The following is a 26,961-nucleotide window of genomic DNA, read 5'->3' as shown; positions in this document are numbered from 1 at the left end:
GAGTGCAAGGTCACAGCAAGTAGCCCTGCTGCTCTCCGGAGTGCTGACCTAGCATCTGAGCATGACGGTCCTGCCTGCTGACGGGCTTTCCCGGGCCGCCGAGTTCCCCGACCCTTCCCACGACCAGTGGCAGAGCCTTGTCGAAGGCGTACTGCGCAAGTCGGGCAAGGAAGTCACGGGCTCGGCCGCCGAGGAAGCGCTGTCCACCGCGCTCGGGGACGGGCTCACAGTCCGCCCCCTGTACACCTCCACCGATGCGTCGGCGGACCCCGGTCTGCCAGGCTTCGCGCCCTTCACCCGGGGCAGCAGGCCGACGGGGAACACCACGGACGGCTGGGACGTGCGCCAGCGCCACGCGCTGGCCGACCCGGTGCGCCTCAACGAGGCCGTGCTCGGCGACCTGGAGAACGGCGTCACGTCGCTCTGGCTGGCCGTCGGCGGGACGGGTGGGGTTCCGGTGTCCGGCCTCGCCCGCGCACTCGATGGCGTCCATCTCGACCTGGCTCCCGTCGTACTCGACGCGGGCGCCGATCCCGGGCCCGCCGTCCGTGAGTTGCTCGGGCTCTACGAGGTCCGGGGCACGGCGAAGGAGACGGCACGGGGCAGCCTCGGGGTGGACCCGCTCGGGCAGGCCGCGCGCACGGGCGCGGACCCGGAGCTGAGCGACGCCGTCCACTGGGCGCGGCTGTGCTCCCATGAGTATCCCGGGCTGCGGTCCCTGGCCGTGGACGCGCTGCCGTACCACGAGGCCGGCGGTTCGGCCGCCGAGGAGCTCGGGCTCTCGCTGGCCACCGGTGTCGCCTACCTCCGGGCGCTGACGGCGTCGGGACTCTCCGTCGAGGAGGCCTGCGCGCAGCTGGAGTTCCGGTACGCGGCCACGGCCGACCAGTTCCTGACGATCGCGAAACTGCGCGCCGCCCGCAGGCTGTGGGCCCGGGTCGCCGAGGTCTGCGGGGCCCCGGACGCGGGGGCTCAGCGGCAGCACGCCGTGACCTCGTCGGTGATGATGACGCGCCGCGATCCGTGGGTGAACATGCTGCGGACGACGCTGGCCTGCCTGGGCGCGGGCGTCGGCGGAGCCGAATCCGTCACCGTACTGCCGTTCGATCACGCACTGGGGCTGCCGGACGCGTTCGCCCGGCGGATCGCCCGCAACACCTCGACGATCCTGATGGAGGAGTCGCATCTGGCCCGGGTCACGGACCCCGCGGGCGGTTCCTGGTACGTCGAGCGGCTGACCGATGAACTCGCCTCTGCCGCCTGGGCGTTCTTCCAGGATGTCGAGCGGGCCGGCGGCCAGGCCGCCGCTCTCCGGTCCGGCATGGTGCGGGAGCGGCTGGCGGCCACGTGGGCGGCCAGGAGCAGGGATCTGGCCCGGCGCAAGGAGCCGGTGACCGGGGTCAGTGAATTCCCGTCCCTCGACGAGCGTCCCGTGGAGCGTGAGCCCCTGCCCGCCGCACAGCGGGGCGGCGGGCTGCCCGAGGTCAGGCGCGATGAGGCGTTCGAGGTGCTGCGTTCCAGGTCGGACGCCCACCTCGCGGCCACCGGCAGCCGGCCGAAGGTGTTCATCGCCGCACTCGGGCCCGCCTCGGTGCACACCGCCCGGGCCTCCTTCGCCGCGAACCTCTTCCTGTCGGGTGGCATCCAGCCGGTCCACGAACCGGCTTCGGTGGACGCGTCCACCGCCGCCGAGGCCTTCACGGCCAGCGGGGCGACGATCGCCTGTCTGTGCTCGGCCGACCCGCTCTACGCCGAACAGGGCGAGGCCGTCGCCTCGGCTCTCAGGGCCGCCGGCGCCGAACAGATCTTCCTCGCGGGACGGCCCGGCGAGTACACCGGGGCCGATGTGCAGGTGTTCGCCGGCTGCGACGTGGTCTCCGTCCTCTCCTCCGAACTCGACCGCATGGGAGTGGCGTGATGCAGACCCCCAAGACCCGCACGGTCTCCGCCGGGACCCCCGTACCGGACTTCTCCGGCATCGCACTGAACGGCGAGCCCCCCGCCGAGGTCTCCGAGGACCGGTGGCGGGCCGCGGTGAAGGAGTCGGCCGACCGGTCCGAGGACGAGCTGCTCTGGGAGACCCCGGAGGGCATCGAGGTCAAGCCGCTGTACACCGGACGGGACCTGGAGGGGCTCGACTTCCTCGGGACCTATCCGGGTGTCGCGCCGTACGTACGCGGCCCGTACCCGACGATGTACGTCAACCAGCCCTGGACGATCCGGCAGTACGCCGGGTTCTCGACGGCCGAGGAGTCCAACGCCTTCTACCGGCGCAACCTCGCGGCCGGGCAGAAGGGCCTGTCCATCGCGTTCGACCTGCCCACCCACCGCGGCTACGACAGCGACCACCCCCGGGTGACGGGTGACGTCGGCATGGCGGGCGTGGCGATCGACTCGATCTACGACATGCGCCAGCTCTTCGACGGCATCCCGCTGGACCGGATGTCGGTGTCGATGACGATGAACGGCGCGGTGCTGCCCGTACTCGCCCTGTACATCGTGGCCGCGGAGGAGCAGGGGGTCGCCCCCGAGAAGCTGGCCGGGACCATCCAGAACGACATCCTCAAGGAGTTCATGGTCCGCAACACCTACATCTATCCGCCCGGCCCCTCGATGCGGATCATCTCCGACATCTTCGCGTTCACCTCCCAGAAGATGCCCCGCTACAACTCCATCTCCATCTCCGGCTACCACATCCAGGAAGCCGGCGCGACGGCCGATCTGGAGCTGGCGTACACCCTGGCCGACGGGGTGGAGTACCTGCGGGCCGGACAGGCTGCGGGCCTGGACGTGGACGCGTTCGCGCCGCGCCTCTCGTTCTTCTGGGCGATCGGCATGAACTTCTTCATGGAGATCGCGAAGCTGCGGGCGGCCCGGCTGCTCTGGGCGAGGCTCGTCAGGGAGTTCGGCCCGAAGAACCCCAAGTCCCTCTCACTGCGCACCCATTCACAGACCTCCGGCTGGTCCCTCACAGCCCAGGACGTCTTCAACAACGTGACGCGCACCTGCGTCGAGGCGATGGCGGCGACCCAGGGGCACACGCAGTCACTGCACACCAACGCGCTCGACGAGGCACTCGCCCTCCCGACGGACTTCTCGGCGCGGATCGCCCGCAACACCCAGCTGCTGCTCCAGCAGGAGTCCGGCACCTGCCGGGTCATCGACCCGTGGGGCGGCAGCGCGTACGTGGAGAAGCTGACCCACGACCTCGCGGCGCGGGCCTGGCAGCACATCGAGGAGGTCGAGGCGGCCGGCGGCATGGCCAAGGCCATCGACGCCGGCATCCCCAAGCTCCGGATCGAGGAGGCCGCGGCCCGCACGCAGGCCCGGATCGACGCCGGGCGCCAGCCCGTCATCGGCGTGAACAAGTACCGGGTGGAGACCGACGAGAAGATCGACGTGCTCAAGGTCGACAACTCCTCGGTGCGCACCCAGCAGATCGAGAAGCTGCGCCGGCTGCGCGAGGAGCGCGACGAGACGGCCTGTCAGGCCGCCCTGCGCGCCCTGACGGCCGCGGCGGAGCGGGATCCGGGGCCGGGCCTCGAAGGCAATCTGCTGGCGCTGGCCGTGGACGCCGCCCGGGCCATGGCCACGGTCGGCGAGATCTCCGACGCGCTGGAGAAGGTGTACGGCAGGCACGCGGGCCAGATCCGTACGATCTCCGGGGTGTACCGCAAAGAGGCAGGAGAGTCCCCGTCCGTGGACCGCACCCGCACACTGGTCGACGCCTTCGAGGAGGCGGAGGGGCGGCGTCCGCGCATCCTCGTCGCCAAGATGGGCCAGGACGGTCACGACCGCGGACAGAAGGTGATCGCGACGGCCTTCGCCGACCTGGGCTTCGACGTCGATGTCGGCCCGCTCTTCCAGACGCCCGGTGAGGTCGCCCGGCAGGCGGTCGAGGCGGACGTGCACGTCGTGGGCGTCTCGTCGCTCGCCGCCGGTCACCTCACGCTCGTGCCCGCACTGCGCGAGGAGCTGGCCGCCGAGGGCCGGGAGGACATCATGATCGTGGTCGGCGGGGTGATACCGCCGCAGGACGTCGAGGCGCTGCACGAGGCCGGTGCCGCCGCGGTTTTCCCGCCCGGCACCGTGATCCCGGACGCCGCCCACGATCTGGTCACGCGGCTCGGTGCCGCGCTCGGCCACGAGCTGTGAGCCGCTGACGGATGGCGCGGATCATCGACACCGACGCATACGTCAAGGGTGTGCTCGCCGGGAAGCGCGCGTTCGTGGCGCGCGCGATCACCCTGGTCGAGTCCACCCGCCCCGATCACCGGACGGCGGCGCAACGGCTGCTGAGCGAGTTGCTGCCGCATTCGGGCCGGGCCAGGCGCATCGGGATCAGCGGGGTGCCGGGCGTGGGGAAGTCCACGTTCATCGACGCGCTCGGCACCATGCTGACGGGACTCGGGCACCGGGTCGCCGTGCTGGCCGTGGACCCGTCGTCCAGCCGTACGGGCGGTTCCATCCTGGGCGACAAGACGCGGATGGAGCGGCTGGCCGTGGACGAGCGGGCGTTCGTACGCCCCTCCCCCACCGCGGGGACCCTCGGCGGGGTGGCCAAGGCGACCCGCGAGTCCATCGTGGTGATGGAGGCCGCCGGCTACGACGTGGTGCTGGTCGAGACGGTCGGCGTAGGACAGTCGGAGACGGCGGTCGCCAACATGGTCGACACCTTCCTGCTGCTCACCCTGGCGCGTACGGGCGACCAGCTGCAGGGCATCAAGAAGGGTGTCCTGGAGCTGGCGGACGCCATCGCGGTCAACAAGGCCGACGGCCCGCACGAGCGCGACGCCCGCTCCGCGGCACGTGAACTGGCGGGCGCGCTTCGCCTGATGCACCCCGTGGACGCCGTCTGGACTCCCCCGGTGCTGACGTGCAGCGCCAGGGAATCGACCGGCCTGGACGCGTTGTGGGAGCGGCTGGAGCAGCACCGAACGCTCCTGGAGTCCACGGGGAGGCTGTCGGCCAAGCGCCGTGAGCAGCAGGTGGACTGGACCTGGGTGATGGTCCGCGACGAACTGCTGGACAGTCTGCGCAGCCATCCCGCGGTGCGTACGCTCGCGCCGGAGCTGGAACAGCGCGTCCGTGGGGGCGAGTTGACGGCGACTCTGGCTGCCGGGCAGCTCCTGCGGGCGTTCCGCGGGGAAGTCTGAGAGCCGGGCCCCGGGCCGCCTCCATCGCTCGGAGGCGGCCCGGCCGGGTCCGCCCGCCGGGCGTCCGCCCTCGCTGGTGCTCCGACCGGGAAGATTCGCCGGGGGCAGTCGTCCGGGAGGTCGGATGCGCTGGCGCAACGCCAACGCCCACCACCCGGACCTCCGCGCAGCTCAACCCCGTGAACGTGCCCGAATCCGCGGCGAGAAGGGCAGCCGCTGGGGCGGCAGGCCCCTCCAGGTCGCAGCCTGACCCAGCCCGGCGAAACCCAAGCGCTCACAGCCCTAGCTTCGGTTGCGCAGCATCGACATCAGCAGTGCGTGGGTCCTGGCGTCGGCGGCCACCACAAGCCCACGACCGGCCTCGCCGACCGGGTCACCGTCGATCCCGGTGACAACGCAGCCAGCAGCCCGGCACAGAGCAATGCCGGCCGCGAAGTGCACGCTCCTGGAGAGGTCACCGCCATCGGTGACGTACGCGGCACGCTTGCCGGCGGCGACCCAGGCCAACGCCAGGGTCGTGGACACGACCCGAGGCCGGAAGCGCTCCACGAATCCAGGGTGGGCCAGCAGATCCACAGCCCGGAATCCGGGTGCACCGGGGAACGGCGGATCCAGGTTGACATCTACCAAGCGGGTAGCGGGCGAGGGCGTCAGCAGGGCATCGTCGGTTCCGTCATGCCGCACCCAGGCGGTCTCCCCGTCGGTGAAGAAGACCTCGCCGCTGAAAGGGTCGGCCACCGCCGCCGCTCCGTCGCGCAGCGCTACGTTGACGGCCACCAGCATATTACCGACGGCGTAGTTCAGCGTGCCGCACAGGGGATCCACCAACCACTGGCGCACAGCGTCGGCGGCGCCCTGCTGCCCGCCTTCCTCGCCGAGCACCGCGTCACCGGGCCGTGCGGCACGGATGACGCCAAGGATCGCCTGCTCGGCCTCCACGTCGGCAGCGGTGGCAAAGTCCCCAGCACCCTTGTCGATGCGGTTGAGCCGCTGCCCGTACATCTTGCGGACCACGTCCGCGCCAGCCCGGGCCCCAGCTATCGCGACGGCAGCATCGTCGGAACGTGCGTATGAGTTGATCACGCCGTGCAGACTATCGAGACGAAGCTGCCGCCTCGGCGAACCTTCCCGGTCAGAGCGCCAGCCGGGCCCTGTCGGTCCCCGGGGCCGAGGAGACCTCCGGGGCCGTCCCTTCCCCCTCATCGGCCCGGCATGGTACGTTTCCGTCAGCACACGTGAACGCCCGCATCGGGCGCCGGTGCTTCTCTCCCGCTGTCGCGCCCGTCCTTCGACGACCGGCGATCCAGCTTCTCGCACCATCTCTTCCGTCCGGTCCGGGCTTCTCATGCCCGTCGTACGAGGCGTGATTCCGCCGCCTCGCCTTCGCCGGACCCCTCATTCGCCATGTCCGCGAAAGGACCCGCCATGACCAGCACACTCGAACGCCCCGTGATCCGGCAGGATCAGCCCGTCCGCACCGTCGGTGTCCTCGACACCACGAACAACGGACACGGCGTACTGCGCACCGACGGTGGCCATCCCTCACCTCACGACGTCCAGGTGCCGCCCGCCCTGATCCGGCGGTACGGCCTGCGCAAGGGCGATGTGGTCGACGGGACGTGCGAACGCCCTCGCGCCCTGTCCTGCGTCGACACCGTCAACGGCCGTGCGGCGCACGAACTCCGGGACCGGCCGCACTTCCGTGACCTCACCCCGCTCCACCCCCGGGAGCGCCTGCGCCTGGAGAGGCCGGACGGGGGCCCGGCTCCGCGGATCATCGATCTCGTCTCCCCCGTCGGCAAGGGGCAGCGCGGCCTGATCGTCGCGCCTCCGAAGACCGGCAAGACCGTGCTCCTGCAGCAGATCGCCGCGTCGGTCGCCGTCAACCACCCCGAGTGCCACCTGATGGTGGTCCTCCTGGACGAGCGGCCCGAAGAGGTCACGGACATGCGCCGCTCCGTGCGCGGAGAGGTGTACGCCTCCACCTTCGACCGGCCCGCCAAGGAGCACATCGCGCTCGCGGACCTCGCCGTGGAGCGCGCCAAGCGACTCGTCGAGCAGGGCCGCGACGTCGTGATCCTCCTCGACTCCCTCACCCGGCTGTGCCGCGCCCACAACAACAGCGCCGGGGCGGGCGGGCGCACGCTGAGCGGCGGCGTGGACGCGTCGGCGCTCACCGGCCCCAAGAAGCTGTTCGGGGCGGCCCGGCTCGCCGAGGAAGGCGGTTCGCTCACCATTCTGGCGACCGTGCTGGTGGACACCGGCTCCCGCGCCGACGACTACTTCTTCGAGGAACTCAAGAGCACCGGCAACATGGAGCTCCGCCTCGACCGGGCGTCCGCGGACCGGCGGGTCTTCCCCGCGGTCGACATCACCCCTTCGGGCACCCGCCGGGAGGAACTCCTGCTGCCCCAGGGAGAACTGGCCGCCCTACGGGGGCTGCGGCGGGCGCTGCGGTCGAGGGACGCACAGTCCACGCTCGAAGCGCTGCTGGACAAGATCCGCCGGACGCCCGACAACGCCGCCTTCCTCCGCCAGGTCCAGCACACCGTCCCGGACGCGTGAGAGACACAGGCGCCCGCGCCGGCCGAGGAGGCGGGCGCGCCGGGCACGCCCGCCCGGCCGCTCAGCCCTTGGCACCCAACGCGTCGGAGACCAGGGCCCGTGCCTCGTCCTGGACCCTGGCAAGGTGTTCGGCGCCCTGGAAGCTTTCCGCGTACACCTTGTAGACGTCCTCCGTGCCGGACGGGCGGGCCGCGAACCACGCGCTGTCGGTGCAGACCTTGAGCCCGCCGATGGCCGCGCCGTTGCCGGGCGCCTCGGTGAGCACGGCGGTGATCGGCTCACCGGCCAGTGTGCCCGCGGTGACCTGTTCCGGGGAGAGCCTGGCCAGCACCGCCTTCTGCTCACGGGTCGCGGGGGCGTCGATCCGGGCGTAGGCCGGATCGCCGAACCGGGCGGTGAGTTCACCGTAGTGCTGGGAGGGGGTCGAGCCGGTGACAGCCGTGATCTCCGAGGCGAGGAGTGCGAGCAGGATCCCGTCCTTGTCCGTCGTCCACACGCTGCCGTCGCGACGCAGGAAGGACGCCCCGGCGGACTCCTCTCCGCCGAATCCCAGGGTGCCGCCGAACAGCCCGTCGACGAACCACTTGAAGCCCACGGGAACCTCCACGAGTTGCCGGCCCAGGTCGGAGGCGACCCGGTCGATCATGGAGGAGGAGACCAGGGTCTTGCCGATGCCCGTGGCGGCCGGCCAGTTCTCCCGGTGGGAGTAGAGGTAGCGGATGGCCACGGCCAGATAGTGGTTCGGGTTCATCAGCCCGCCGTCCGGCGTGACGATGCCGTGCCGGTCGGCGTCCGCGTCGTTGCCGGTGGCGATGGTGTACGCGTCGCGCCGCTCGATCAGCGAGGCCATGGCGTGGGGCGAGGAGCAGTCCATGCGGATCTTGCCGTCCCAGTCCAGCGTCATGAAGCGCCAGGTGGGATCGGCGAGCGGGTTGACCACCGTGAGATCGAGCCGGTGGCGCTCGGCGATCCGCCCCCAGTACGCGACCGAGGCTCCGCCGAGGGGGTCGGCGCCGATCCGGATTCCGGCGTCGCGTACGGCGTCCAGGTCGAGGACGGCCGGGAGATCGTCGACGTAACCGGTCAGGAAGTCGTGCCGTCCGGTGGTGTCGGCGGCGAGTGCCCGGGCGTAGGGGATCCGCCGGACCTCCTTCAGCCCGCCCTCGATCAGGGCGTTGGCCCGGTCCTGGATCCAGGAGGTGGCGTCCGAGCCGGCAGGGCCGCCGTGCGGCGGGTTGTACTTGAAGCCGCCGTCGGCGGGCGGGTTGTGCGAGGGCGTGACGACGATGCCGTCCGCGAGGCCGCTCCCGCGGTCCCGGTTGTACGTGAGGATCGCGTGCGAGACGGCGGGGGTGGGGGTGTAGCCGTCGTCGCTGTCGATCAGGACGGTGACACCGTTGGCGGCCAGCACCTCGACGGCCGTGATCCGGGCGGGTTCGGAGAGCGCGTGGGTGTCGGCCCCGAGGTACACCGGCCCGTCCGTGCCCTGCCGCTCCCGGTAGTCGCAGATGGCCTGGGTGGTGGCGGCGATGTGGTCCTCGTTGAACGCGGCCGCGAGCGCCGATCCCCGGTGCCCCGACGTCCCGAAGGCCACCCGCTGGCCGGGCTCACCCGGGTCCGGGTGGAGCGTGTAGTAGGCCGTCACCAGCCGTGCCACGTCCACCAGGTCTCCGGGCTGCGCCGGCTGACCGGCCCGTTCGTGAACCATCGATTCTCCTCTGTCCTCATCGGCCGTTCGCGGACCGCCACCGGGCGGACGATCATCACGAGTTGTACCCGATACTGCCTCCTCGGCCGCACACCCGGGTACACGGCCTACCCGGCAGTGGACACGGCACACGGCGGATCCCGGGACCGTTCCGCCATGGCCGGCCGGTTCGCGGGGAAAAGACGCCGGGCCCGGAGAATGCCGCGCCGGACAGCCGGAACACGGGCGTCCGGAATTCCGGGACCAACGGGACGGTAATTGAGGCGCTTTAACGACTGACGCATCCGGAACCCCCGGGGATACGCCGTCGGAATACTCCCTGGGGAGCGAAGACGCACAGCTCGGCCATCATGCGGCACAGCGGTGGGCAGGGACAGTCATAGCCGTCTGACACGCCGCGGAAATCGAGGAACAGATGGCCGGAGTCGTGACCGGGGGTAATCCACCCCGACACGAGCGCGAGTCATACGTGTTTTCCCACGCATGGTCTGCCACAGTGCAGTTCGGTTTTACCCACTTGATCTCCGCCGCCATATTCCTTGCCGCCGGTGTTTACCCGAACCGGCTCTTCGGGGGCATGTGAAAGAGAGCCGTGCGTGCTGCAGAAGAGTTGCACCGAGGAACGTCGACTGACAGTCCTCCACCTGGTCCAGCCGGTGGAGGGAGGAGTCGCACGGGTCGTGACCGACCTCGTCGCGGCACAAGTGCGGGCGGGACTGCGGCCCGTCGTGGCCTGCCCGCCGGACGGCGCCCTGGCGGCCGGCGCGTCCACCGCCGGGGCACGGGTGTGTTCCTGGCCCGCGGACCGGGGCCCCGGCCCCCGGCTCGGCCGGGAGGTCCTCACCGCCGGCCGTCTGATCCGTGCCTGCGCTCCCGACGTGGTCCATGCCCACAGCGCCAAGGCGGGACTCGCCGGGCGGCTGGCCGTGCGCGGCCGGGTCCCGACGGTCTTCCAGCCGCACGCCTGGTCGTTCGAGGCCCTGGAAGGCCGGGCCGCCGGACTGGCGGCGGCGTGGGAGCGGTTCGGGGCGCGGTGGAGCGACCGCATCCTCTGCGTCAGCGAGTCCGAGCGCGTGTCCGGGCAGCGCGCGGGCATCACGGCACGCTGGTCGGTCATCCACAACGGCATCGATCTGGGCCGCTTCCGGCCTGTCTGCGGGGATGCCGCCGCGTCGGCCCGTGGATCGCTCGCGCTGCTGGACGGGACGCCGGCCGACGTGCCGCTGGTCGTGTGCGTCGGACGTCTGAGCCGGCAGAAGGGCCAGGACGTGCTGCTGCGGGCCTGGCGCACGGCGGCGACGGGTGGCGCGCGGCTGGTCCTGGTAGGCGACGGGCCCCACGGGGACGAGCTGCGCCGCACCGCACCCCCCGGTGTTCTGTTCGCGGGCGAGAGCGCGGATGTGCGGCCCTGGATCCACGCGGCCGACCTGCTGGTCCTCCCGTCACGCTGGGAGGGCATGGCGCTGGCGCCCCTCGAGGCGATGGCCTGCGGCACCCCGGTCCTGCTGACCGATGTCGACGGCGCCAGGGAGAGCCTGCCACCCGGCCACCTCCCCCACTGCCTGGTACCGCCCGGGGACCCCGCGGCTCTCGCGGTGGCGCTCACCACGCTGCTGGGCGACCCGGCGCTGCGGGCGCGACTGGGCCGCACCGCGCAGAGCCGCACCCGGGCGGTCTTCGACGTGACGAAGACCGCCGGAGCGGTCCTGCGCCTCTACGAGGAACTTGTCGGCCAGCCCCGCCCCACGACGAGGAAGCGCACCGAGCGATGACGACGGAGAGTGCACCTGTCCCCCGAGCCGCCCAGGCAACCGCCGTACGGCGCGCCGCTACCGCGATCCGCCCGCCGCGCAGCGGCGGGGAGGACACCCCGGCCCCACGGGTCGCGGGAGGCCGGCGAGGCCGGGCCCCGGCCGCGCTCCTGGCCTCCGACGTGCTCGCGCTCGGCCTGGCCGTGGCCCTGATCGCACCCGGGCCCTGGCCGCCGGCCGTCGCCCTTCTGCAGGCGGCCACGCAACTGCTCCTCAACGCGTACCGGGGGCTGTACCGGACCGGGCTCTCCCCCTCGGCCCTGGCCGAACTGCCCGCCCTGGCGGGGCTGTCCGTGGTGCAGTGGTACGTCGTCGCCGAGGCGACGTCCGCGTACGACCCGGGCCTCACCGCCGGGTGGACGGCGCTCGGCTGCGCCGCCGGCCTCCAGACCGTGGTGAGCTGCGGGGCACGCGCCGTGGTCCACCGGTCCCGGCTGTGGTCGGCCGCGCGTAATCCGCGGTCCGCCCTGGTGGTGGGCGACGGTCCGCTGGCGGACCGGGTCGTCGCCGTGCTGCAGGAGCACACGCGGTACGGGATGCGGCCCGTCGGCCGGGTGGCGGGAACCGGTCCGGCCGGGGACGGGACGGCGGACACGCCCGCTGGCGGAGCCCCGCTGCCCGTCCTGACGTCGGTGCAGGACGCCGGCCGCGCGGTCGTGCAGAACTCCGTGCGGCATGCCGTCTTCACGGCCCCTCCGGAGGCCGCTCCCGACGGGGCGGAGCTCTTCGCCCTGTTCGCGCGGCACGGCTGCCGGATGTGGCTGATCACCGATCAGGCGACCGCGGTCCGGTACCGGACGACGCCCCGGCCGGACCATGTGTGGGGTTTCGCGGCCCACGCGCTCCACGCCGGACCGCACCGCCCGGTGGCTCACCGGGTGAAGCGGGTCATGGACGCCGTCCTGGCCATGGTGGCCCTGGTCGTGGCGTCCCCGGTGATGGCCGCCTGCGCGCTGGCCGTGCGTCTGTGCGACGGCCCCGGCGTCCTCTTCCGCCAGGAACGGATCGGCGGATACGGGCGGCCGTTCGTCCTGCTGAAGTTCCGCACGCTGCGCCCGGCCGACGCCCACGAGTCGGCCACCCGGTGGAACGTCTCGTCGGACCGGCGCATGAGCCGCGTAGGGAGGCTGCTGCGCCGGACGTCGCTCGATGAGCTGCCGCAGCTGTGGAACGTCGTACGCGGCGACATGAGCCTGGTCGGGCCGCGCCCCGAACGCCCTTATTTCGTCCAGCAGTTCAGCCGCGCGCATCCCCATTACCGGTCCCGGCACCGGATGCCCGTCGGCATCACGGGACTGGCCCAGGTGCACGGCCTGCGCGGCGACACCTCGATCGAGGACCGGGCGCGCTTCGACAACCGGTACATCGAGACCTGGTCGCTCTGGCAGGACCTGTGCGTGCTGGTGCGCACGGCCGGCTCGGTGTTCCGGCTCGGAGGCAGCTGACCCGTGACCCTCATCGTGGCCTCACCGCCCGTCGTAGCGGCCGACCGGCAGCAGGCGCCCCCGCGCGGGTGGCGCGACCGCCGGCCGTTGCTGCCGCTGATCGCGACCGTCCTGCTCGTGGCCCTCCCGGCCGACGAGGCGTCACCCTGGACGGTGGCGGGCGTGCCCGCGGCCGATCTCGTGTCGGGGGTGGCCGTCCTCGTCTGTGTGGGCCGTCTGCTGTTCCTGCGGCGGCGCCCGCTCACGCCGGCCGCGGCGGTCGTACTGGGGCTGCCGGCCGTCGGCCTCGCCCTGGCCACGGTCACCGCCACGGACCCGGCGGCGGCCCTGCCGGGGTACGTGCGGTACCTGCAGATCTTCGTCCTCGTGCCGGCCGCCGTCCTTCTGCTGGTCAGGGACGCCGCGGGGTTCCGGGCCGTCACGGGCGCACTCGTCCTGCTGGCGGTCGTCCAGGGTGCGACGGGGGTGCACCAGTACGTCACCGGCACCGGCGCCTCCTACATGGGGGAGGACATCCGCGCTGTGGGCACGTTCGGCCCCAGCGATGTGATGGGGATGGCCACGGTCGTCGGCTACGGCCTGGTGGCGGCAGCCGCGTACGCGCTCCGCACCCCCGTCGGCACACCGCGCCGGCTGAGGTCGTACGCTCCCGTGACCGCCGCGCTGCTGCTCGTCCCGCTCACGCTCTCCTTCAGCCGGGGAGCGTGGATCGCGACGGCCGCCGGGACCCTCGCCGTGATCGTGCTGACCGGGCTCCGGCAGGCCGTCCGCGCGCTGGCGGTGCTGGTCGCCGCCGGAGTCGTCCTGGTGGGCGGTTTCGGCGTCGGGTCCGAGATGATCTCGCAGCGGCTCACCAGCATCACCGAGGTGACCAGCGCCCCCGACCGGTCGGTCAACGACCGCTACGCCATGTGGGCCGCCGCGGCGGGGATGTGGCGGGAGCGGCCCGCGACCGGTGTCGGTCTGAAGGGCTTTCCCGCCCACCGTGACGGGCACGCCTCGATCGGGCTCTCGGCCGGCAGCGACACCGCGGGGGCCGGCCAGGAGTTCCGTAAGCAGCCGCTGCTCTCCCCTCACAACATGTATCTGCTGGTGCTCAGCGAGCAGGGGCTTATCGGCTTCACCGCGCTGGTGGGCTCCTGGGCGGCGCTCCTGGCCGGCGGGGTGCGCAGGCTGGTGCTCGCGCGGGCCCGGGGGGCCGCGGCCGTCGACTGCGGTCTCGCCGCCGTCGGGCTGATGACCTGGCAGACGGTCGACTTCCTGTACGCGGACATCGGCGGCCCCTCGACCGTCCTGACCGGGATCGTGCTGGGCCTCGCCGCATGGTGGGCGCTGGCCGGGCCGGAGAGGACGACCGACGCGTGAGCGGGACCGCCACGGAGGCGACGGCCACGGGAACGTCCACGCGGGAGGTGCCGGTACGGCCCGGGCGCTTCCTCGCCCGGGCGGCGGGCGGTGCCGCCGGACTCACCGTGATCGCCGCGCTGCTGGGGCTGTTCCGCGACCAGGCCCTGGCCCGGCTCTTCGGCGCCAGCCACGCCAGCGACGCCTTTCTGATCGCCTGGACGGTCCCGGAGATGGCGGCCACGCTGCTGATCGAGGACGGCATGGCGCTGCTGCTCGTGCCGGCGTTCAGCCTGGCCCTGACCCGGCGTGCGGCCGGCGGCCACGCCCAGGACCCGGTCCGCGCCCTGGTGGCCGACACACTGCCCCGCCTGTTCGCCGCACTGGCCTGCGCCGCGGGGCTGCTGGTCTGGGGGGCGCCGTGGGCCGTCGCCGTCCTGGCTCCCGGGCTGGACGACCCCCGGCTCGCGGTGGACTGCACGCGCCTGACGGCCGTCACGGTCCTGACCTTCGGCGTCACGGGGTACTTCAGCGCGGCGCTGCGGGCGCACAACAGGTTCCTGGCGCCGGCCGGTGTCTACATCGCGTACAACGCCGGCATCATCGGCATGACGCTGGCGCTGCACTCCGTCTGGGGGGTGCGCGCCGCGGCCGCGGGGGTCGCCGTCGGCAGCCTGCTGATGGTCCTGACCCTGCTGCCCACGTTCCTGCGGCTGGTTCCCGCGCGGCGCGGGAAGCGCGCGGCCAGGGAGCGGGGTTCCGGTACCGCCCTTCTCGGGGCGACGGTCCTGGCACCGGTCGTCCTGTTCGTGGTGAGCCGTCAGTCGCAGGTATTCGTCGAGCGGTTCCTCGCGTCGTCCCTGCCGGAGGGGGCCATCTCCCATCTGAACTACGCGCAGAAGGTCGCGCAGTTGCCGATGGTGCTCTCCATGATGATCTGCACGGTGACCTTCCCCGTCGTCGCGCGGGCCATGGCGGCCGGGGACCGAGAGGGTGCCCGGCAGCGGGTCGAACGCGATCTGGCGCTGGCCGGAACCGTGGTGCTGCTGGGCACGGCGGCAGTGCTCGGCTGCGCGCCCCGTATCGTCGAAGTCCTCTTCCAGCGCGGGGCCTTCGACGCGGCGGACACCGCCGCCACGGCCGGTGTCATGCGGGTCTACGCGCTGGGCCTGCTCGGCCACACACTGGTCGGCGCCCTGTGCCGGCCGTTCTTCTCGGCCGGCCGGCCGACCTGGTACCCGCTCGGCGCGATGGGTGCGGGACTCCTGGTCACCACCGTCGCCGGGGTGCTGCTGACCGGCCCCTTCGGTGTCGACGGCATCGCCGCCGCCAATGCCGTCGGCATCAGCACGGCTGCCCTGCTGATGCTGCTGGGGCTCGGCTCCCGGGCGGTGGCCGTTCGGCCCGGTGCCGTCGCCCTCTCCCTCGCCCGGCCGGCGGTCGCGGCGGCGGTCGCGGCGGCCGGCGGCCGGCTGGCCACGGAGCTGGTGCCGGGACCGCTGCCGGGTCTGGCGGCCGGCTGTCTGCTCGTCCCCGTGGCGTTCCTGCTCACCGGGCTCGTTCTCCGGGCCCCGGAAGCCGTTCACCTGCTGGCACTCATCCGACAGAGGTTCCCTCATGACCGCTGACACCTCGGCGCCCCCCGCCCGGACGCTCCCGGCCGGGTCCCGGCCGTGGATCCTGACCTATCACTCGGTGAGCGACCCCACGGACGATCCGTACGGCATCACCGTCTCCGCCGCCCGTCTGGACGAGCAGCTCACCTGGCTGCGGCGCCGGGGGCTGACCGGCGTGGGGATCGCGGCGCTGCTGCGCGCACGGGCCGCCGGGAAGCAGGGGCTGGTCGGGCTCACCTTCGACGACGGGTACGCCGACTTCCTCGACGAGGCGCTCCCGGTACTGCGCGCCCACGGCTGCACCGCGACCGTGTTCGTCCTGCCCGGACGGCCCGGCGGCTCCAACGACTGGGATCCGCTCGGCCCGCGCAGGCCACTGCTGACCGAGGAGGACGTCCGTACCGTCGCCGCGGCGGGTATGGAGATCGGCTCGCACGGAATGCTCCACCGGGATCTGACGGCGCTCTCGGACGCCGAACTCCGCGAGGAGACGCACGGCAGCCGGGAGGCGTTGCGGCGCGTCACCGGGCAGGCGCCGTCCGGCTTCTGCTATCCGTACGGCACGGCCGACCGCCGGGTGGCCGAGTCCGTGCGGAAGGCTGGATACGCGTACGGATGCGCCCTCGTCCCCGGCTCCCTGTCGGGACCCTTCGCCCTTCCCCGCACGCATGTCAGCCACGCCGACCGGGGCGCCCGTCTGCTGGCCAAGGAGGTACGGCACCGGCTGCGGCACCGCTCCCCCCGCGCCGGCCGGCCGGGTGACGCCGGGTGAGGGCACTGCACGTCATCACGGGCCTCGGCATCGGCGGTGCCGAGCAGCAGCTGCGGCTGCTGCTGCGGCATCTGCCGGTGCGCTGCGACGTCGTGACGCTCACCAATCCGGGTGCGGTCGCGGAAGGGCTCCGGGCCGACGGTGTCCGTGTCCGGGACCTGGGGATGCGGAGCAACCGGGACCTCGGCGCCGTACCCCGGCTCGCCCGGCTCATCCGCCGCGGCTCGTACGACCTCGTGCACACGCACCTCTACCGGGCCTGTGTCTACGGACGGATCGCGGCTCGCCTCGCCGGGACCACCGTGGTGTCGACGGAGCACTCGCTGGGCCGCGCGGAGATCGAGGGGCGGCCGCTCACCCGCTCCACCAGGGAGCTCTATCTGCGCACCGAGCGGCTCGGGGCGGCGACGGTCGCGGTCTCCGACACCGTCGCGGGCAGGCTGCGCGACTGGGGGGTGCCGGCCGCCCGGATCCACACCGTCCCCAACGGCGTCGATGTGGCCGCCTTCCGCTTCGACAGCGCTCGACGGCACGCCACCCGGGCCCTGCTGGGCCTTCCCGACGCGGCGTTCGTGGTGGGGGGCGTGGGCAGGCTGGTTCCCGGCAAATGCTTCGACGTGCTGATCCGTGCGGTCGCCGCCCTCCCCGGTGCCTGGCTGGTCCTGGCCGGGGACGGGCCGGAGGCCGAGGCGCTGCGCGCTCTCGCCGCCCGGCTCGGGGTGGCCGGCCGCGTCAGGTTCCTCGGCGAGTGCGGCACCTCGGGGGCCGGCCCCGGCATCCCGGCGGTGCTCAGTGCCGTCGACGCGTTCGTCTCGGCGTCCCGCGAGGAGTCCTTCGGTCTCGCCGTCGTCGAGGCCCTGGCGGCCGGGCTGCCGGTCGTGTACGCGGCCTGCCCCGCGATCGAGGACCTCCCGGCGGACCGGGTGCCGGGCGCCACCCGTATCGGATCCGGCGATCCCGCGGAGGAACTGACGGCCGCGCTCCGGCGCCGCCTGCAGAGCGGTGCCCGGAGGCTGCCGCCACCCCCCGCCGTGGACCACTACGACATCAGGCTCAGCAGCCGGCGCCTCATGGACGTCTACGCACAGGCCATCGACACCACAGCAGTCCCACCGACCGAGAGAGCACCATCATGACCGACTCGCCCGAGCAGCAGCCGGCCGTCCGCGGACGGTTCCGCAGGCTCCGCCCCGCATTCGTACGTACCGGGTGGTGGTTGCCGCTGCCCGCCGGTGTCCTGCTCGGAGCGGCCTGCGGACTCTCGTACGGTCTGCTCGCCACGCCCGAGTACGCGGCCACCAGTTACGCCATGGTCACCGCCGGAAAGGACATCGACCCGGCCGCCGCGCTGGGGTACGCGCAGTCCTACGGCCGCCTGGCCACCAGTGACGCCACCCTCTCGTACGCCAAGGGCGCCGCCGGAGAGCCCGTGCGCGAACTGCGCACACATGTACGGTCCGAGACCTCCCCCGACTCGCCCATGATCTCGGTCACCGGCACGTCGGCCGACCCGGACCGTGCCGCGGACATCGCCAACGCGGTGACGGAGGCGGTGGTCGTCAGCAGCGGGCACGTCGCGAAGGAGACCGGTGTGAAGCTGGTCAAGTTCTCCCACGCCGTGCCTCCCGTCGACCCCGTGTCCCCGTCCGCGCCGCTCGGTACGGCCGTGGGCGCGAGCGCTGGAGGGCTGGCCGGCGGACTGGTCCTGCTCGTCCGCCCCCGCACCGGACGCCGGGGCGTCACGGCCCAGGTGCCGGGCCCCGCCCAGGGCGGGACAACCGTCGAGAGGGAGCTCGCGCGATGAACACCGACCGACACGGGCGGCTCACCGTCACCCTCTGCAGGGACCTGCCGGACTTCGCGGACCTCGCGGCGGAGTGGGACGCGCTGCACCGCCGTTGCCCCACCGCGACGCCGTTCCAGAGCCATGCGTGGCTCCATTCGTGGTGGCTCTCCTACGGGGTTCCCGGCCGGCTCCGGGTCCTCCTGGCGCGCCGGGGAGGGCGGCTGATCGGGGCGGCGCCGCTGATGCTCGCGCACCGCCCGATGCCCCTGCTGGTGCCGATGGGCGGCGCGATCTCCGACTTCTTCGACATCCTGGTGGACGGCGAGGACACCCGGGCCGCGGTCACCGCCCTGGAGCGCGGGCTCCACCGGGCCGCCGCGCACACGGTCGTCGACCTGCGGGAGGTGCGGCCCGACGCCTCGGCCCATCTGCTGTTCGAGGCATGGGGCGGTGCCCGGAGCAGCCGCGCGGACTCGACCTGCATGGAGTTGCCCGCCGAGCCGGTCGACGCCCTCATCGGCCGGATGACCGGTTCCCGCGCCCAGCGCGCGCGGGCCAAGCTGCGCAGGATCGACGCGCTCGGCATCGAGTGCCGCACGGCGCCCGTACACCGGGTGGCGGGCGCCGTCGGCACCCTGCTGCGGCTGCACGAGCTCCAGTGGCTCGGCAGAGGGGTCAACCCGGAGCATCTGCGGCCCCGGTTCTGCGCGCATCTGGTGCGCTCCACCCGTCGTATGGTGCGCGACGGCGAGGCCTCGGTCAGGGAGTTCCTCCTCGACGGGGAGGTGGTGGCCGCGGATCTGTCGTTCCGGACGGCGCGGCTGACGGGCGGTTATCTCTACGGGGCGGATCCGCGGCTCAGGGAGACGAAGGTGGATGTCTCCGCGATGCTGCTGCGTGAGATCGCCCGCGAGGCCGGGGGCGCGGACCGCGGTGTGCTGAGCCTGCTGCGCGGGTCGGAGCAGTACAAGAACCACTGGTGTCCCGTGCCGGTCGTCAACCGGCGCCTGATGCTGGCCCGCCCGGCGCTGGAACCGTTGCTGCGGCTGCGCGAGACACAGGTGGACGTGCGGGACCGGGCGGCGGAGACGGTGAGATCCCGCTTTCCCGCAGCACGGGACTGGCGCGGCCGGCTCAGCGGGCTGCCGGCGGCCGGGGCCGCCTTCATCGGTCTGAGTTGAGCCGTGATGGTGAGTTTTGCGGCGATCCGTTACCGTCTGTCGAATATCGCGTTGATCAGGGCATACCGGCCGCACGCTCGGCGGCCGGCTCCGACCCTCTCAAGGAGAACTGATGTCGCGTATCTCGAAGGTGGCCGCCGTCATGGCAGGTACCGGTGCCCTGATCGCCGGCGGTGCCGGCATGGCTGCCGCCGACGCCGGGGCGGAGGCCGTCGCGGCCCACTCCCCCGGTGTCCTTTCGGGCAACGCCGTCCAGGTGCCGGTTCACATCCCGGTCAACGTGTGCGGCAACACGGTGAACGTGATCGCCCTGCTGAACCCGGCGTTCGGCAACACCTGCGCCAACGTGTCGGACAGCCACGAGGACAACGGCGAGTACGGCTACGGCCACTGATCGCCCCAGGCTCCGTCCGGGCCTCCTCCCTCCGCGTCGTGTGCGCGGAGGGAGGAGGCCCGGCCCCGTTTCGGGAGGCAGCGCTCAGGCGTACCGGTAGATCCGGGTGTGGTCCATGAGCTCGGAGGGCGCCACGTCCCACGGCGGCATGGGCCGGTCGTACGCGAAGATCCGGTCGTGCTGCGGGTCGTCGGCGGGGAGCGCGCGGGCCGGCAGGTAGCGGGAGCGCGGATGCGCCTTCTGCCAGCGGGCCCACAGCAGGTCGATGAACGCGTGGTGCAGCCAGAAGACGGGATCGTCGGGCGAGGCGGCGCCCGCCATCGAGCCGCCGATCCACCGGTGCACCTGGTTGTGGTTGGACACGCCGCGGCCGCCCCTGATGCCCCACCCCTCGATCCTGTTACGGAAACCCGTGGTGCTGACGCTGTTCCAGGGCGCGGCGTCGTACACCGGATCGCGCAGCGCACGTTCCACGTCCGCCGGCCGGGGCAGTGCGACGGGCGCGGAGGGCCAGCCGAAGTTGCGGCGCAGGAAGGGGTCGTCGGTCACTCCGGCGCGGATCCGCCAGTTCCCCTGCCGGTAGGCGAACGGTCCGGTCATGACCTGCCGGTCACCCGGTCTGCCGTTGCCGCCGAGGAAGTCCTCCGCCCAGAGGGACGCCTTCGCCGTGTTGTCCCGCGTCCAGTCCCAGTAGGGGATCGACACACGGGGGTCGACCGCCCGTAGCGCCTTCTCGAACTCCAGGAGGTATCTGCGGTGCCAGGGGAAGAAGGACGGGGTCATGTGGGCGGGCCGTGGCCTGCTCTCGGCGTCGGTGACGTAGAACTCCCGGTGCATGCTGACGAAGTCGTCGTAGCGACCCGATCGTTTGAGCTCCAGGATCGCGTCGACCAGGCGCTTCTTCTCGGTGCGCGTGAGATCACGCTGATTCTTGCGGCTGTACACGCGTGCTCGTCCTCAAGGGCTCAGATGGTGTGCGGGGAGGCTGCCGACAGCTGGGCGGTGCCGAGTTCGTCCACCGCGGCGCGGGCCGTCTCGAGGAGTGTGGGGAACGACTCGTAGTGGTTGACGGCGCTCAGATAGCTCCCGTCGGCGCGCCTCATCACGTGCAGCCTCCTCCCGTCGACACTGACCTCGGTGCCGGACACCGCGGCGACGGCTCCGGCCTCACCGGCGTGCGGCTGGGCGCCGGCCGGCACGACGGCCGTGGCCGTGCCCCGGATCTCGCGGCCCCTGTACAGCTCGGAGAAGCGCTCGGGCCCCACGGCGCCGCGTTCCCTGGCAGGGCCTCCGGGCTCCGGGGCGTCGAGGAGCACCGGGGCGAGCGCGCCGCCGGTGCCCGCGACAACGGCCGCGGTGAAGGCGGTGCGCAGCACCGCCCGGCGGGCCGGCCGGGGGGCGCCGGGCGGCTGCCCGGCCGTGGCGTCGGTCGGATTCATGGTGGGTCGGCCTCCTTCTCGTCCGCTCCTGTGAGATGTCCCGCCCGAGTGGCAACGAGACGGAGCGTGAACGGTTCTCGTCACCAGGGCATCACGCGACCGTGGGAATTCCGTGGTGCGGTACGGCCGTGTCGGCCGCGCGGCGTCGCCCGCCGGGTCAGCATGGCCGTCCGAACTCCCGGAGGTTGTGCATGAACGCGCCGACGCAGGTGCCCGTGGTCCGCGTGCGAGGAACGGCCGGTGCCGATCTGGCGGATCCGGCGTTCTGGCGGCTGCCACGGTCCGAGCGGCTCGCGGAGTTCGCCCGGCTGAGGGAGCTCGACGCACCGGCCCGCTTCACCCCTCGTACGGGGTCGCGTACGCCGTTCTACGCGCTGGTGAAGCACGCGGACGTGAGGGCGGCGAGCCGGCAGCCGCAGGTCTTCGCCAGTGCCCCCGGGGTCACCACTCCCGAACCGGCGGCGTGGGCCAAGGCGTTGTTCGGCAACTCCATGGTCAACATGGACGGTGCCGAGCACGCGGGGCTGCGCAGGACGATCTCCCGGGCCTTCACACCGAGGTTGCTCGCCGCCGCCGAGGAGAACATCGGCGCCGTCGCCCGGCGGCTGGTGGACGAGCTGATCACGGAAGGACCGGGCGACTTCATGCGCTCGGCGCCCGCGCGCATGCCCTTCGAGGTGATCTGCGACCTCATGGGCGTCCCCGCGCGACACCGGGCCCGCATCGCGGCGCGCGTCGACCAAGCGTCGGAGTACGTCGGTGTCCAGAGGCGTGGCCGTGCGCGGATCCGCGTCCCGGGGCGCGGGCTGCGTTCCCTGGCCCGCATGCAGCTGGAGATGGCGGGCATCGCCCGTGAGCGGCGGCGTGTCCCGCAGGACGACGTGATCTCGGCGCTGGTCCGCGCCGACGTGGGCGGGCAGTCCCTGTCCTCGCGTCAGCTCGGCGCGTTCTTCTCGCTGCTGCTCGTGGCGGGTGTGGAGACCACCCGGAACGCGATCGCGCACGGTCTGGTCCTGCTCTCGGCACATCCCGAGCAGCGGGCCCTCCTGGAGTCCGACTTCGACCGCCACGCCGACGGGGCGGTGGACGAGATCGTCCGCCACTCGACGCCGATCATCCAGTTCCGCCGGACCGTGGCGGCCGAACACACGCTCGGCGGTCACACCTTTCTGCCCGGGGAGAAGGTCCTGCTCCTCTACGCGTCCGCCAACCGCGACGCGTCCGTCTTCGACGACCCCGCTGCTTTCGACATCACCCGGTCGCCCAATCCACACCTCGGATACGGCGGCGGAGGCCCACACCACTGTCTGGGTGCCCATCTGGCGAAACTGGAGATGAAGGCGCTCTTCCGCGAAATGCTCACCCGCCTGGGAGGTGTCCGGACTTCGGGCGAACCAGGCCTGGTCCATTCGAATTTCGACAATCGCGTCCGCTCCCTGCCTTTCACCTTCTAAATGAGTCACCCGAACGGCCCGCTCTGAATCTGCGCGTGTCGCGAATGGTCTATTCACGGGCGTCCCCACCGCCCATTGTTGAATCTTTCTCCTTAGGGTCGACAGGGTCGGACAGGACGCTATCCAAGGAGAAGCCGTGGCCGTACAGCGCCGTCTCATCACATTCGGTGTCGGGGCGACCGCGCTCTGCCTCCTCGTCGGCGGCGCGGTCCTCGCCGACCGGGACGCCGCGGACATCCAGGCCGGCAAGGGCGCGGCGCAGCGGGCTCCGGAGCCTGGGACGACGACCGCGATCGGCGCCTATCTGGACTACGGGCCGAGGGGCGTACAGCGGATGGAGGAGCTGTCGCGCTGGCTCGGCGGGACGGAGCTGCGCGTCGGTCACAGCTATCTGCCGGGCGACCTGTGGGAGAACATCGAGGGCCGCCCCGGCTTCCTCGCCTCGTGGGCGGCCTGGCGGAAGGCGTCCGAGGACCGGATGTTCGTGCTCAACACGCCGATGCTGGAGCGGAACGAGGAGCATGTCCCCGACGAGGAGGTCCGCGGGCTGCTGCGGGCGGGAGCCGAGGGGCGGTTCGACGAGCACTTCCGCCGGCTGGCCGAGCGTCTGGTCCTGCTGGGCGTCCCCGACACGGTGATCGTCCTCGGCTGGGAGATGAACGGGACGACGTACACGCACCGGTGCGGTCCTGATCCCGTCGCGTGGAAGGCGTACTGGAACCGCATCGTCACGGCGATGCGGTCCGTGCCCGGCCAGAAGTTCCGCTTCGACTTCGCTCCGAGCAGGGGGCGGGACGCCGTGCCCTGGACGGAGTGCTATCCGGGCGACGACGTGGTGGACATCATCGGCATGGACTCCTACGACCAGCCTCCGGCGCGGACCTTCGACGAGCAGGTGAACGAGCCGTACGGTCTGCAGAAGCAGGTCGACTTCGCGGCCGAGCACGGCAAGCCGATCTCGTTCCCGGAGTGGGGGCTCTTCCGCAACGGCGACAACCCGGAGTACATGCGGCGCATGCTGGAGTGGATGGAGCGGCACAAGCCGGTGTACCAGACGATCACGGACTACTGCCCGCACGGGGTGTGGCAGTGCGCCGACAACCCCGAGTCCTCCCGGGTGTTCCGCGAGATGCTGAGCGGGCTCCCGGACGCGACCGGGCCCTCGGCGCCCGCGCCGGACCCGACCGGGACGCCGCAGACGCCCGAGCCCGGAGCGCCGACGACGCCCGCGCCGGGCACGAACGACCCGGGCTGGTGCTTCGACGTCCCGCTGAGCGACTGGTTCGGCCAGTGGCTGAGTGACCGCGAGCTCTGCGTGCGCGGCTGAGGGCGTCGCGGGTGGCGCCCTCTCCCGAAGCCCTCACCACCCGGTCCACAGCAGGTGGTTGACGAGCAGGGCGACGGCCGCCTGGGCGGCGAGCCAGCCGCGTCCGCCGGTGTCCGGGAGCAGCGCGGCGGCAGGCATCAGCCACACGACGAACGGCTGCCAGATGCGTTCGGTCTCCGCCTTGCTCATCCCGGACAGGTCCGCGGCGGCGACGGCCAGGAGCGCGGCCAGGGTGAGCAGCGCCAGTCGCTGAGCGGCCGTCATGGTGCCCGGGAGCAGTCCTCGTACGGCGGCGGGGGCGGACCCTGCCGCGCGGCGCAGACCGGCGACGGTGGCGAGCCCCGCGGCGAGTGTGGTGCAGGCGAGGTTCGCCCAGACCCAGTAGGAGTAGGGGCGGGTCCCCCCGGCGCCCTGGTAGTAGCGCTCGACGAGCAGGTGGTAGGCCTCCCACCAGTCGAAGCCCGCCAGGGTGAAGGCCACGGGGACGACCAGTGCGCCGAGCACGAGAGGGCCGAGCGGGCGTGCCGTCCGGGTCAGCACGAGGACGGCCGCCAGCAGGACCACGATGAGCGTCAGACCGTAACTGAGGTAGCAGGTCAGCCCGAACAGCAGTCCGGAGCCCAGCGCGGCGGCTGCCGGGTGCCGGGTGGTGCGGGCCCCGGCGAGGGCCAGCAGTGCCACGGACCACGCCGCGACGGCCATGAAGTAGCCGTCCGCCGAGGTGCCGGTCCAGACGGCGAAGGGGGCGAGGACGAGGAACGGAGCCGCGCGCCGGGCGAGGTGTTCACCCGTCAGGGCGCGCAGCGTGACCATGACGGCCACCGCGGCCGATCCGCCGAGCACGATGCACCACATGCCCGCCCAGGCGCCGCCCCCGAGTCCCGCGCGGTCCAGGCCGACGAAGGTGAGCGTGGCGCCCGGGGGGTGGCCTGCGACGTGGGCGGGCCAGTTGCCCGGCGGACCGATGACGATGTGGTCGGTGAAACCGCGCAGAGCGGCGCCGATGTCGTCGAAGCGGTCGATCACCCGCAGGTATTCGTGCTTGGTGGTCAGCCGGCGCGCGATCCCCCGGTACCAGCCCTCGATGAGGGCGAGCGAGAGGATCCACGCCACCGACGCGGCCCAGCAGGTGAGCAGCAGCCGACGCCAGGGAAGCCGGGCCGCGATCCGTGGCCCGTAGGCGACGGCCCCCACCGACACCGCCACCGCGGCCGGTGTACCGGGGCCGACGTGCGGATCCCAGGAGGCCAGGAGTGGCGGCCAGTGGACCTGCAGGCTGCCGTCGCCCTCCTGGATCACCCATCCGGCCGCCATGGCCACCGCCACCAGCAGGACTCCCGCCGCGGCGGCCGTGAGGTCCCGACGGCGGGGGCCGGGCCCGGTGGCGGGGGCGGGCACGGCGGGTCCGGCGGCCCGGATGCGGTCACTGCGTTCCTCGGTCGTCACGCAGGCACGCTACGCAGCGGAGAGGCGAGGCGGGCGGTACGACGCCGCCGCGTCACACAACCGTCAGATCCTGCGGCGGGGAACCGTCCCCCTCCGCCGACGTCAGACTTTCGTCAGGAGTCGTACGCCCCTGGGAGCGTCGTCCCCGGCATAACGTCGGCACATGCGCGACAGACTCCGGCCAACCCGTGCACTCCCCTCCCCCGGCTTCCCTCCGCCCACGGAACCGGCCTTCTGGCGCAGTCCTGTACGCGGGGTCCGGTTCACGGCCGTGCTCGGCCTGGTGCTCCTCGCCGGCATCACCCTGCTGTTCGTCACGGGCCTCCTGTCGTACGCGGCGTACAACCCGGATCTCGCGGCCGTGAACGACAAGACACCGGCCAAGGGGTGGCTGGGCTTCTACCTGTTCGACTGGCCCACCGGGCCTCACTGGCTGTACCGGCTGACCCAGGGGGTCCACGTCACCCTCGGCATCGTCCTCGTGCCCGTGCTCCTGGCCAAGCTGTGGTCGGTGATCCCTAAGCTCTTCGCACTGCCGCCGGCGCGGTCGGCCGGGCATGCCCTGGAGCGCCTGTCGCTGCTGCTGCTCGTGGGCGGGGCGCTCTTCGAATTCGTCACGGGACTGCTCAACATCCAGTTGGAGTACCTGTTCCCCGGGTCCTTCTACCCCCTGCACTTCTACGGGGCGTGGGTCTTCTTCGCCGCCTTCCTCACCCATGCCGGTCTGAAGCTCCCCCGGGCACTGCGGGTCCTGCGCCACGGTCTCCCCACGGCGGAGAACGACGAACTCGCCTCGCCGCGTCCCGCGCCGCCGACCGTCTCCCGGCGCGGCGCCCTCGCCGTCGTGGGGGCGGGCTCGCTGCTTCTCCTGGTGACCTCCGCCGGCCGGAGCTTCGACGGAGGGCTGCGGCGGACCGCCCTGCTGACCCCGCGCGGGGGCGCCGAGCCCGGCCGGGGGCCCAACGGCTTCCAGATCAACAAGACGGCCGCGAAGGTGGGCATCGCCCCGGCCGAGACGGGGGAACGCTGGCGGCTCACCGTCGTCGGGCCGGCCGGGGAGACCCGGCTGTCCCTCACGGATCTCCTGGCCATGGAACAGCACAGCGCGGCGCTGCCCATCGCCTGCGTGGAGGGCTGGTCGACATCCGACCAGTGGTGGCGCGGGGTCCCTCTGCGCGATCTGGCCGCGCTCGCGGGCTTCCCGGCCGGCCCGCCGGGGGTGCTGGTGGAGTCCCTCCAGCGCAGCGGGCCGTTCCGGACGGTGGCGCTCAGGGACAACCAGGTGCGCGACCCGCGCTCACTGCTGGCGCTGGGAGTCAACGGTGAGCCTCTGTCACCGGATCACGGCTTCCCGGCGCGCGTCATCGTGCCGGCCGCCCCGGGAGTGATGAACACCAAATGGGTGAGCCGCCTGACGTTCGGAGAGCTGTGATGCGGGTTCTGCGCCGCTGGTACGGGGAAGGGCCGCTGCACCTGCTGCTGATGGTCTCTTCGTTCGCCATCGCGGGGTACGCGGG

The 26,961-nt window shown here is 72.5% G+C and carries 21 protein-coding genes and 1 pseudogene; 17 read left to right on the top strand and 5 right to left on the bottom strand.

The window, feature by feature from the left end:
- Positions 1-61: 61 nt before the first annotated feature.
- The 4 genes and pseudogenes from mutA to AB0P41_RS13085 all read left to right on the top strand — a co-directional run.
- Positions 62-1,918, top strand: coding sequence for a methylmalonyl-CoA mutase small subunit (mutA, locus tag AB0P41_RS13100; RefSeq protein ID WP_356707009.1), 1,857 nt, complete (start codon positions 62-64; stop codon positions 1,916-1,918).
- Positions 1,918-4,155 carry a methylmalonyl-CoA mutase gene (scpA, locus tag AB0P41_RS13095; RefSeq protein WP_365931851.1) on the top strand — a complete coding sequence of 746 codons (2,238 nt, stop codon included), beginning with the start codon at positions 1,918-1,920 and terminating at the stop codon, positions 4,153-4,155. Before mutA ends, scpA begins: the two co-directional genes overlap by 1 nt.
- 11 nt (positions 4,156-4,166) lie before the next feature.
- On the top strand, positions 4,167-5,156 hold the full coding sequence (gene meaB / locus AB0P41_RS13090) for a methylmalonyl Co-A mutase-associated GTPase MeaB (protein WP_356707011.1): 990 nt from the start codon (positions 4,167-4,169) through the stop codon (positions 5,154-5,156).
- A gap of 124 nt (positions 5,157-5,280) precedes the next feature.
- Positions 5,281-5,406, top strand: a pseudogene (locus AB0P41_RS13085) (IS630 family transposase); the annotation flags it as partial.
- 32 nt (positions 5,407-5,438) lie between these two features.
- Here AB0P41_RS13085 and AB0P41_RS13080 read toward each other — a convergent pair.
- The gene (locus tag AB0P41_RS13080) at positions 5,439-6,239 is read right to left on the bottom strand and encodes an inositol monophosphatase family protein (protein WP_365931849.1); all 801 of its coding nucleotides are present in this window, start codon (positions 6,237-6,239) and stop codon (positions 5,439-5,441) included.
- 342 nt (positions 6,240-6,581) lie between these two features.
- Here AB0P41_RS13080 and rho point away from each other — a divergent pair, with 342 nt between their 5' ends.
- Positions 6,582-7,721 (top strand): transcription termination factor Rho, encoded by a 1,140-nt coding sequence (rho, locus tag AB0P41_RS13075; RefSeq protein ID WP_365931847.1) that lies wholly within the window; start codon positions 6,582-6,584, stop codon positions 7,719-7,721.
- 61 nt (positions 7,722-7,782) lie between these two features.
- Here rho and pgm read toward each other — a convergent pair whose 3' ends face one another.
- Entirely contained in the window at positions 7,783-9,429 is a 1,647-nt protein-coding gene (pgm, locus tag AB0P41_RS13070; protein WP_365931845.1) for a phosphoglucomutase (alpha-D-glucose-1,6-bisphosphate-dependent), read from the bottom strand.
- Between the two features lie 596 nt (positions 9,430-10,025).
- Between pgm and AB0P41_RS13065 the strand changes: the two genes are divergently transcribed.
- The 9 genes from AB0P41_RS13065 to AB0P41_RS13025 all read left to right on the top strand — a co-directional run bounded on the left by AB0P41_RS13065 (position 10,026) and on the right by AB0P41_RS13025 (position 19,778).
- A complete protein-coding gene (locus tag AB0P41_RS13065) occupies positions 10,026-11,201 on the top strand; it encodes a glycosyltransferase family 4 protein (protein ID WP_356707015.1) in 1,176 nt (391 codons plus the stop codon).
- Positions 11,198-12,685 carry a sugar transferase gene (locus AB0P41_RS13060; protein ID WP_365931843.1) on the top strand — a complete coding sequence of 496 codons (1,488 nt, stop codon included), beginning with the start codon at positions 11,198-11,200 and terminating at the stop codon, positions 12,683-12,685. Before AB0P41_RS13065 ends, AB0P41_RS13060 begins: the two co-directional genes overlap by 4 nt.
- 3 nt (positions 12,686-12,688) lie before the next feature.
- Positions 12,689-14,050, top strand: a complete 1,362-nt coding sequence (locus AB0P41_RS13055) for an O-antigen ligase family protein (protein ID WP_365931841.1) — start codon at positions 12,689-12,691, stop codon at positions 14,048-14,050.
- The gene (locus tag AB0P41_RS13050; RefSeq protein WP_365931839.1) at positions 14,047-15,657 is read left to right on the top strand and encodes a lipid II flippase MurJ; all 1,611 of its coding nucleotides are present in this window, start codon (positions 14,047-14,049) and stop codon (positions 15,655-15,657) included. The genes AB0P41_RS13055 and AB0P41_RS13050 overlap by 4 nt, the downstream gene beginning before the upstream one ends.
- Positions 15,647-16,417, top strand: a complete 771-nt coding sequence (locus AB0P41_RS13045; RefSeq protein WP_365931837.1) for a polysaccharide deacetylase family protein — start codon at positions 15,647-15,649, stop codon at positions 16,415-16,417. Before AB0P41_RS13050 ends, AB0P41_RS13045 begins: the two co-directional genes overlap by 11 nt.
- A complete protein-coding gene (locus AB0P41_RS13040) occupies positions 16,414-17,553 on the top strand; it encodes a glycosyltransferase (RefSeq protein ID WP_365931836.1) in 1,140 nt (379 codons plus the stop codon). Before AB0P41_RS13045 ends, AB0P41_RS13040 begins: the two co-directional genes overlap by 4 nt.
- Complete coding sequence (locus AB0P41_RS13035) at positions 17,550-18,221, top strand: lipopolysaccharide biosynthesis protein (RefSeq protein ID WP_365931835.1); 672 nt, start codon at positions 17,550-17,552, stop codon at positions 18,219-18,221. Before AB0P41_RS13040 ends, AB0P41_RS13035 begins: the two co-directional genes overlap by 4 nt.
- Positions 18,218-19,384: a GNAT family N-acetyltransferase gene (locus AB0P41_RS13030; RefSeq protein WP_365931833.1), complete on the top strand. Its 1,167-nt coding sequence runs from the start codon at positions 18,218-18,220 to the stop codon at positions 19,382-19,384. Before AB0P41_RS13035 ends, AB0P41_RS13030 begins: the two co-directional genes overlap by 4 nt.
- 112 nt (positions 19,385-19,496) lie before the next feature.
- Positions 19,497-19,778: a chaplin gene (locus AB0P41_RS13025; RefSeq protein ID WP_356707023.1), complete on the top strand. Its 282-nt coding sequence runs from the start codon at positions 19,497-19,499 to the stop codon at positions 19,776-19,778.
- A gap of 84 nt (positions 19,779-19,862) precedes the next feature.
- Here the strand turns inward: AB0P41_RS13025 and AB0P41_RS13020 are convergent, their stop codons facing one another.
- Positions 19,863-20,723: a tyrosinase family protein gene (locus tag AB0P41_RS13020; RefSeq protein ID WP_365931831.1), complete on the bottom strand. Its 861-nt coding sequence runs from the start codon at positions 20,721-20,723 to the stop codon at positions 19,863-19,865.
- A 20-nt stretch (positions 20,724-20,743) separates the two neighbouring features.
- Positions 20,744-21,217 carry a tyrosinase family oxidase copper chaperone gene (locus tag AB0P41_RS13015; protein ID WP_365931829.1) on the bottom strand — a complete coding sequence of 158 codons (474 nt, stop codon included), beginning with the start codon at positions 21,215-21,217 and terminating at the stop codon, positions 20,744-20,746.
- A gap of 191 nt (positions 21,218-21,408) precedes the next feature.
- Between AB0P41_RS13015 and AB0P41_RS13010 the strand changes: the two genes are divergently transcribed.
- Positions 21,409-22,671, top strand: coding sequence for a cytochrome P450 (locus AB0P41_RS13010; protein WP_365931828.1), 1,263 nt, complete (start codon positions 21,409-21,411; stop codon positions 22,669-22,671).
- Positions 22,672-22,807: 136 nt separating this feature from the next.
- Positions 22,808-23,998: a glycosyl hydrolase gene (locus AB0P41_RS13005; RefSeq protein ID WP_365931826.1), complete on the top strand. Its 1,191-nt coding sequence runs from the start codon at positions 22,808-22,810 to the stop codon at positions 23,996-23,998.
- A gap of 33 nt (positions 23,999-24,031) precedes the next feature.
- Here AB0P41_RS13005 and AB0P41_RS13000 read toward each other — a convergent pair whose 3' ends face one another.
- Positions 24,032-25,444 (bottom strand): hypothetical protein, encoded by a 1,413-nt coding sequence (locus tag AB0P41_RS13000; RefSeq protein WP_365931824.1) that lies wholly within the window; start codon positions 25,442-25,444, stop codon positions 24,032-24,034.
- A gap of 163 nt (positions 25,445-25,607) precedes the next feature.
- On the opposite strand from AB0P41_RS13000, the gene AB0P41_RS12995 reads away from it, so the two are divergent.
- The gene (locus tag AB0P41_RS12995; RefSeq protein ID WP_365931822.1) at positions 25,608-26,876 is read left to right on the top strand and encodes a molybdopterin-dependent oxidoreductase; all 1,269 of its coding nucleotides are present in this window, start codon (positions 25,608-25,610) and stop codon (positions 26,874-26,876) included.
- Positions 26,877-26,961: the final 85 nt, after the last annotated feature.

The organism is Streptomyces sp. NPDC079167, assembly GCF_040686735.1.
GTDB lineage: Bacteria > Actinomycetota > Actinomycetes > Streptomycetales > Streptomycetaceae > Streptomyces.
The sequence above is the reverse complement of the archived record's forward strand: the minus strand, read 5'-3'. Positions and strand labels throughout refer to the sequence as shown.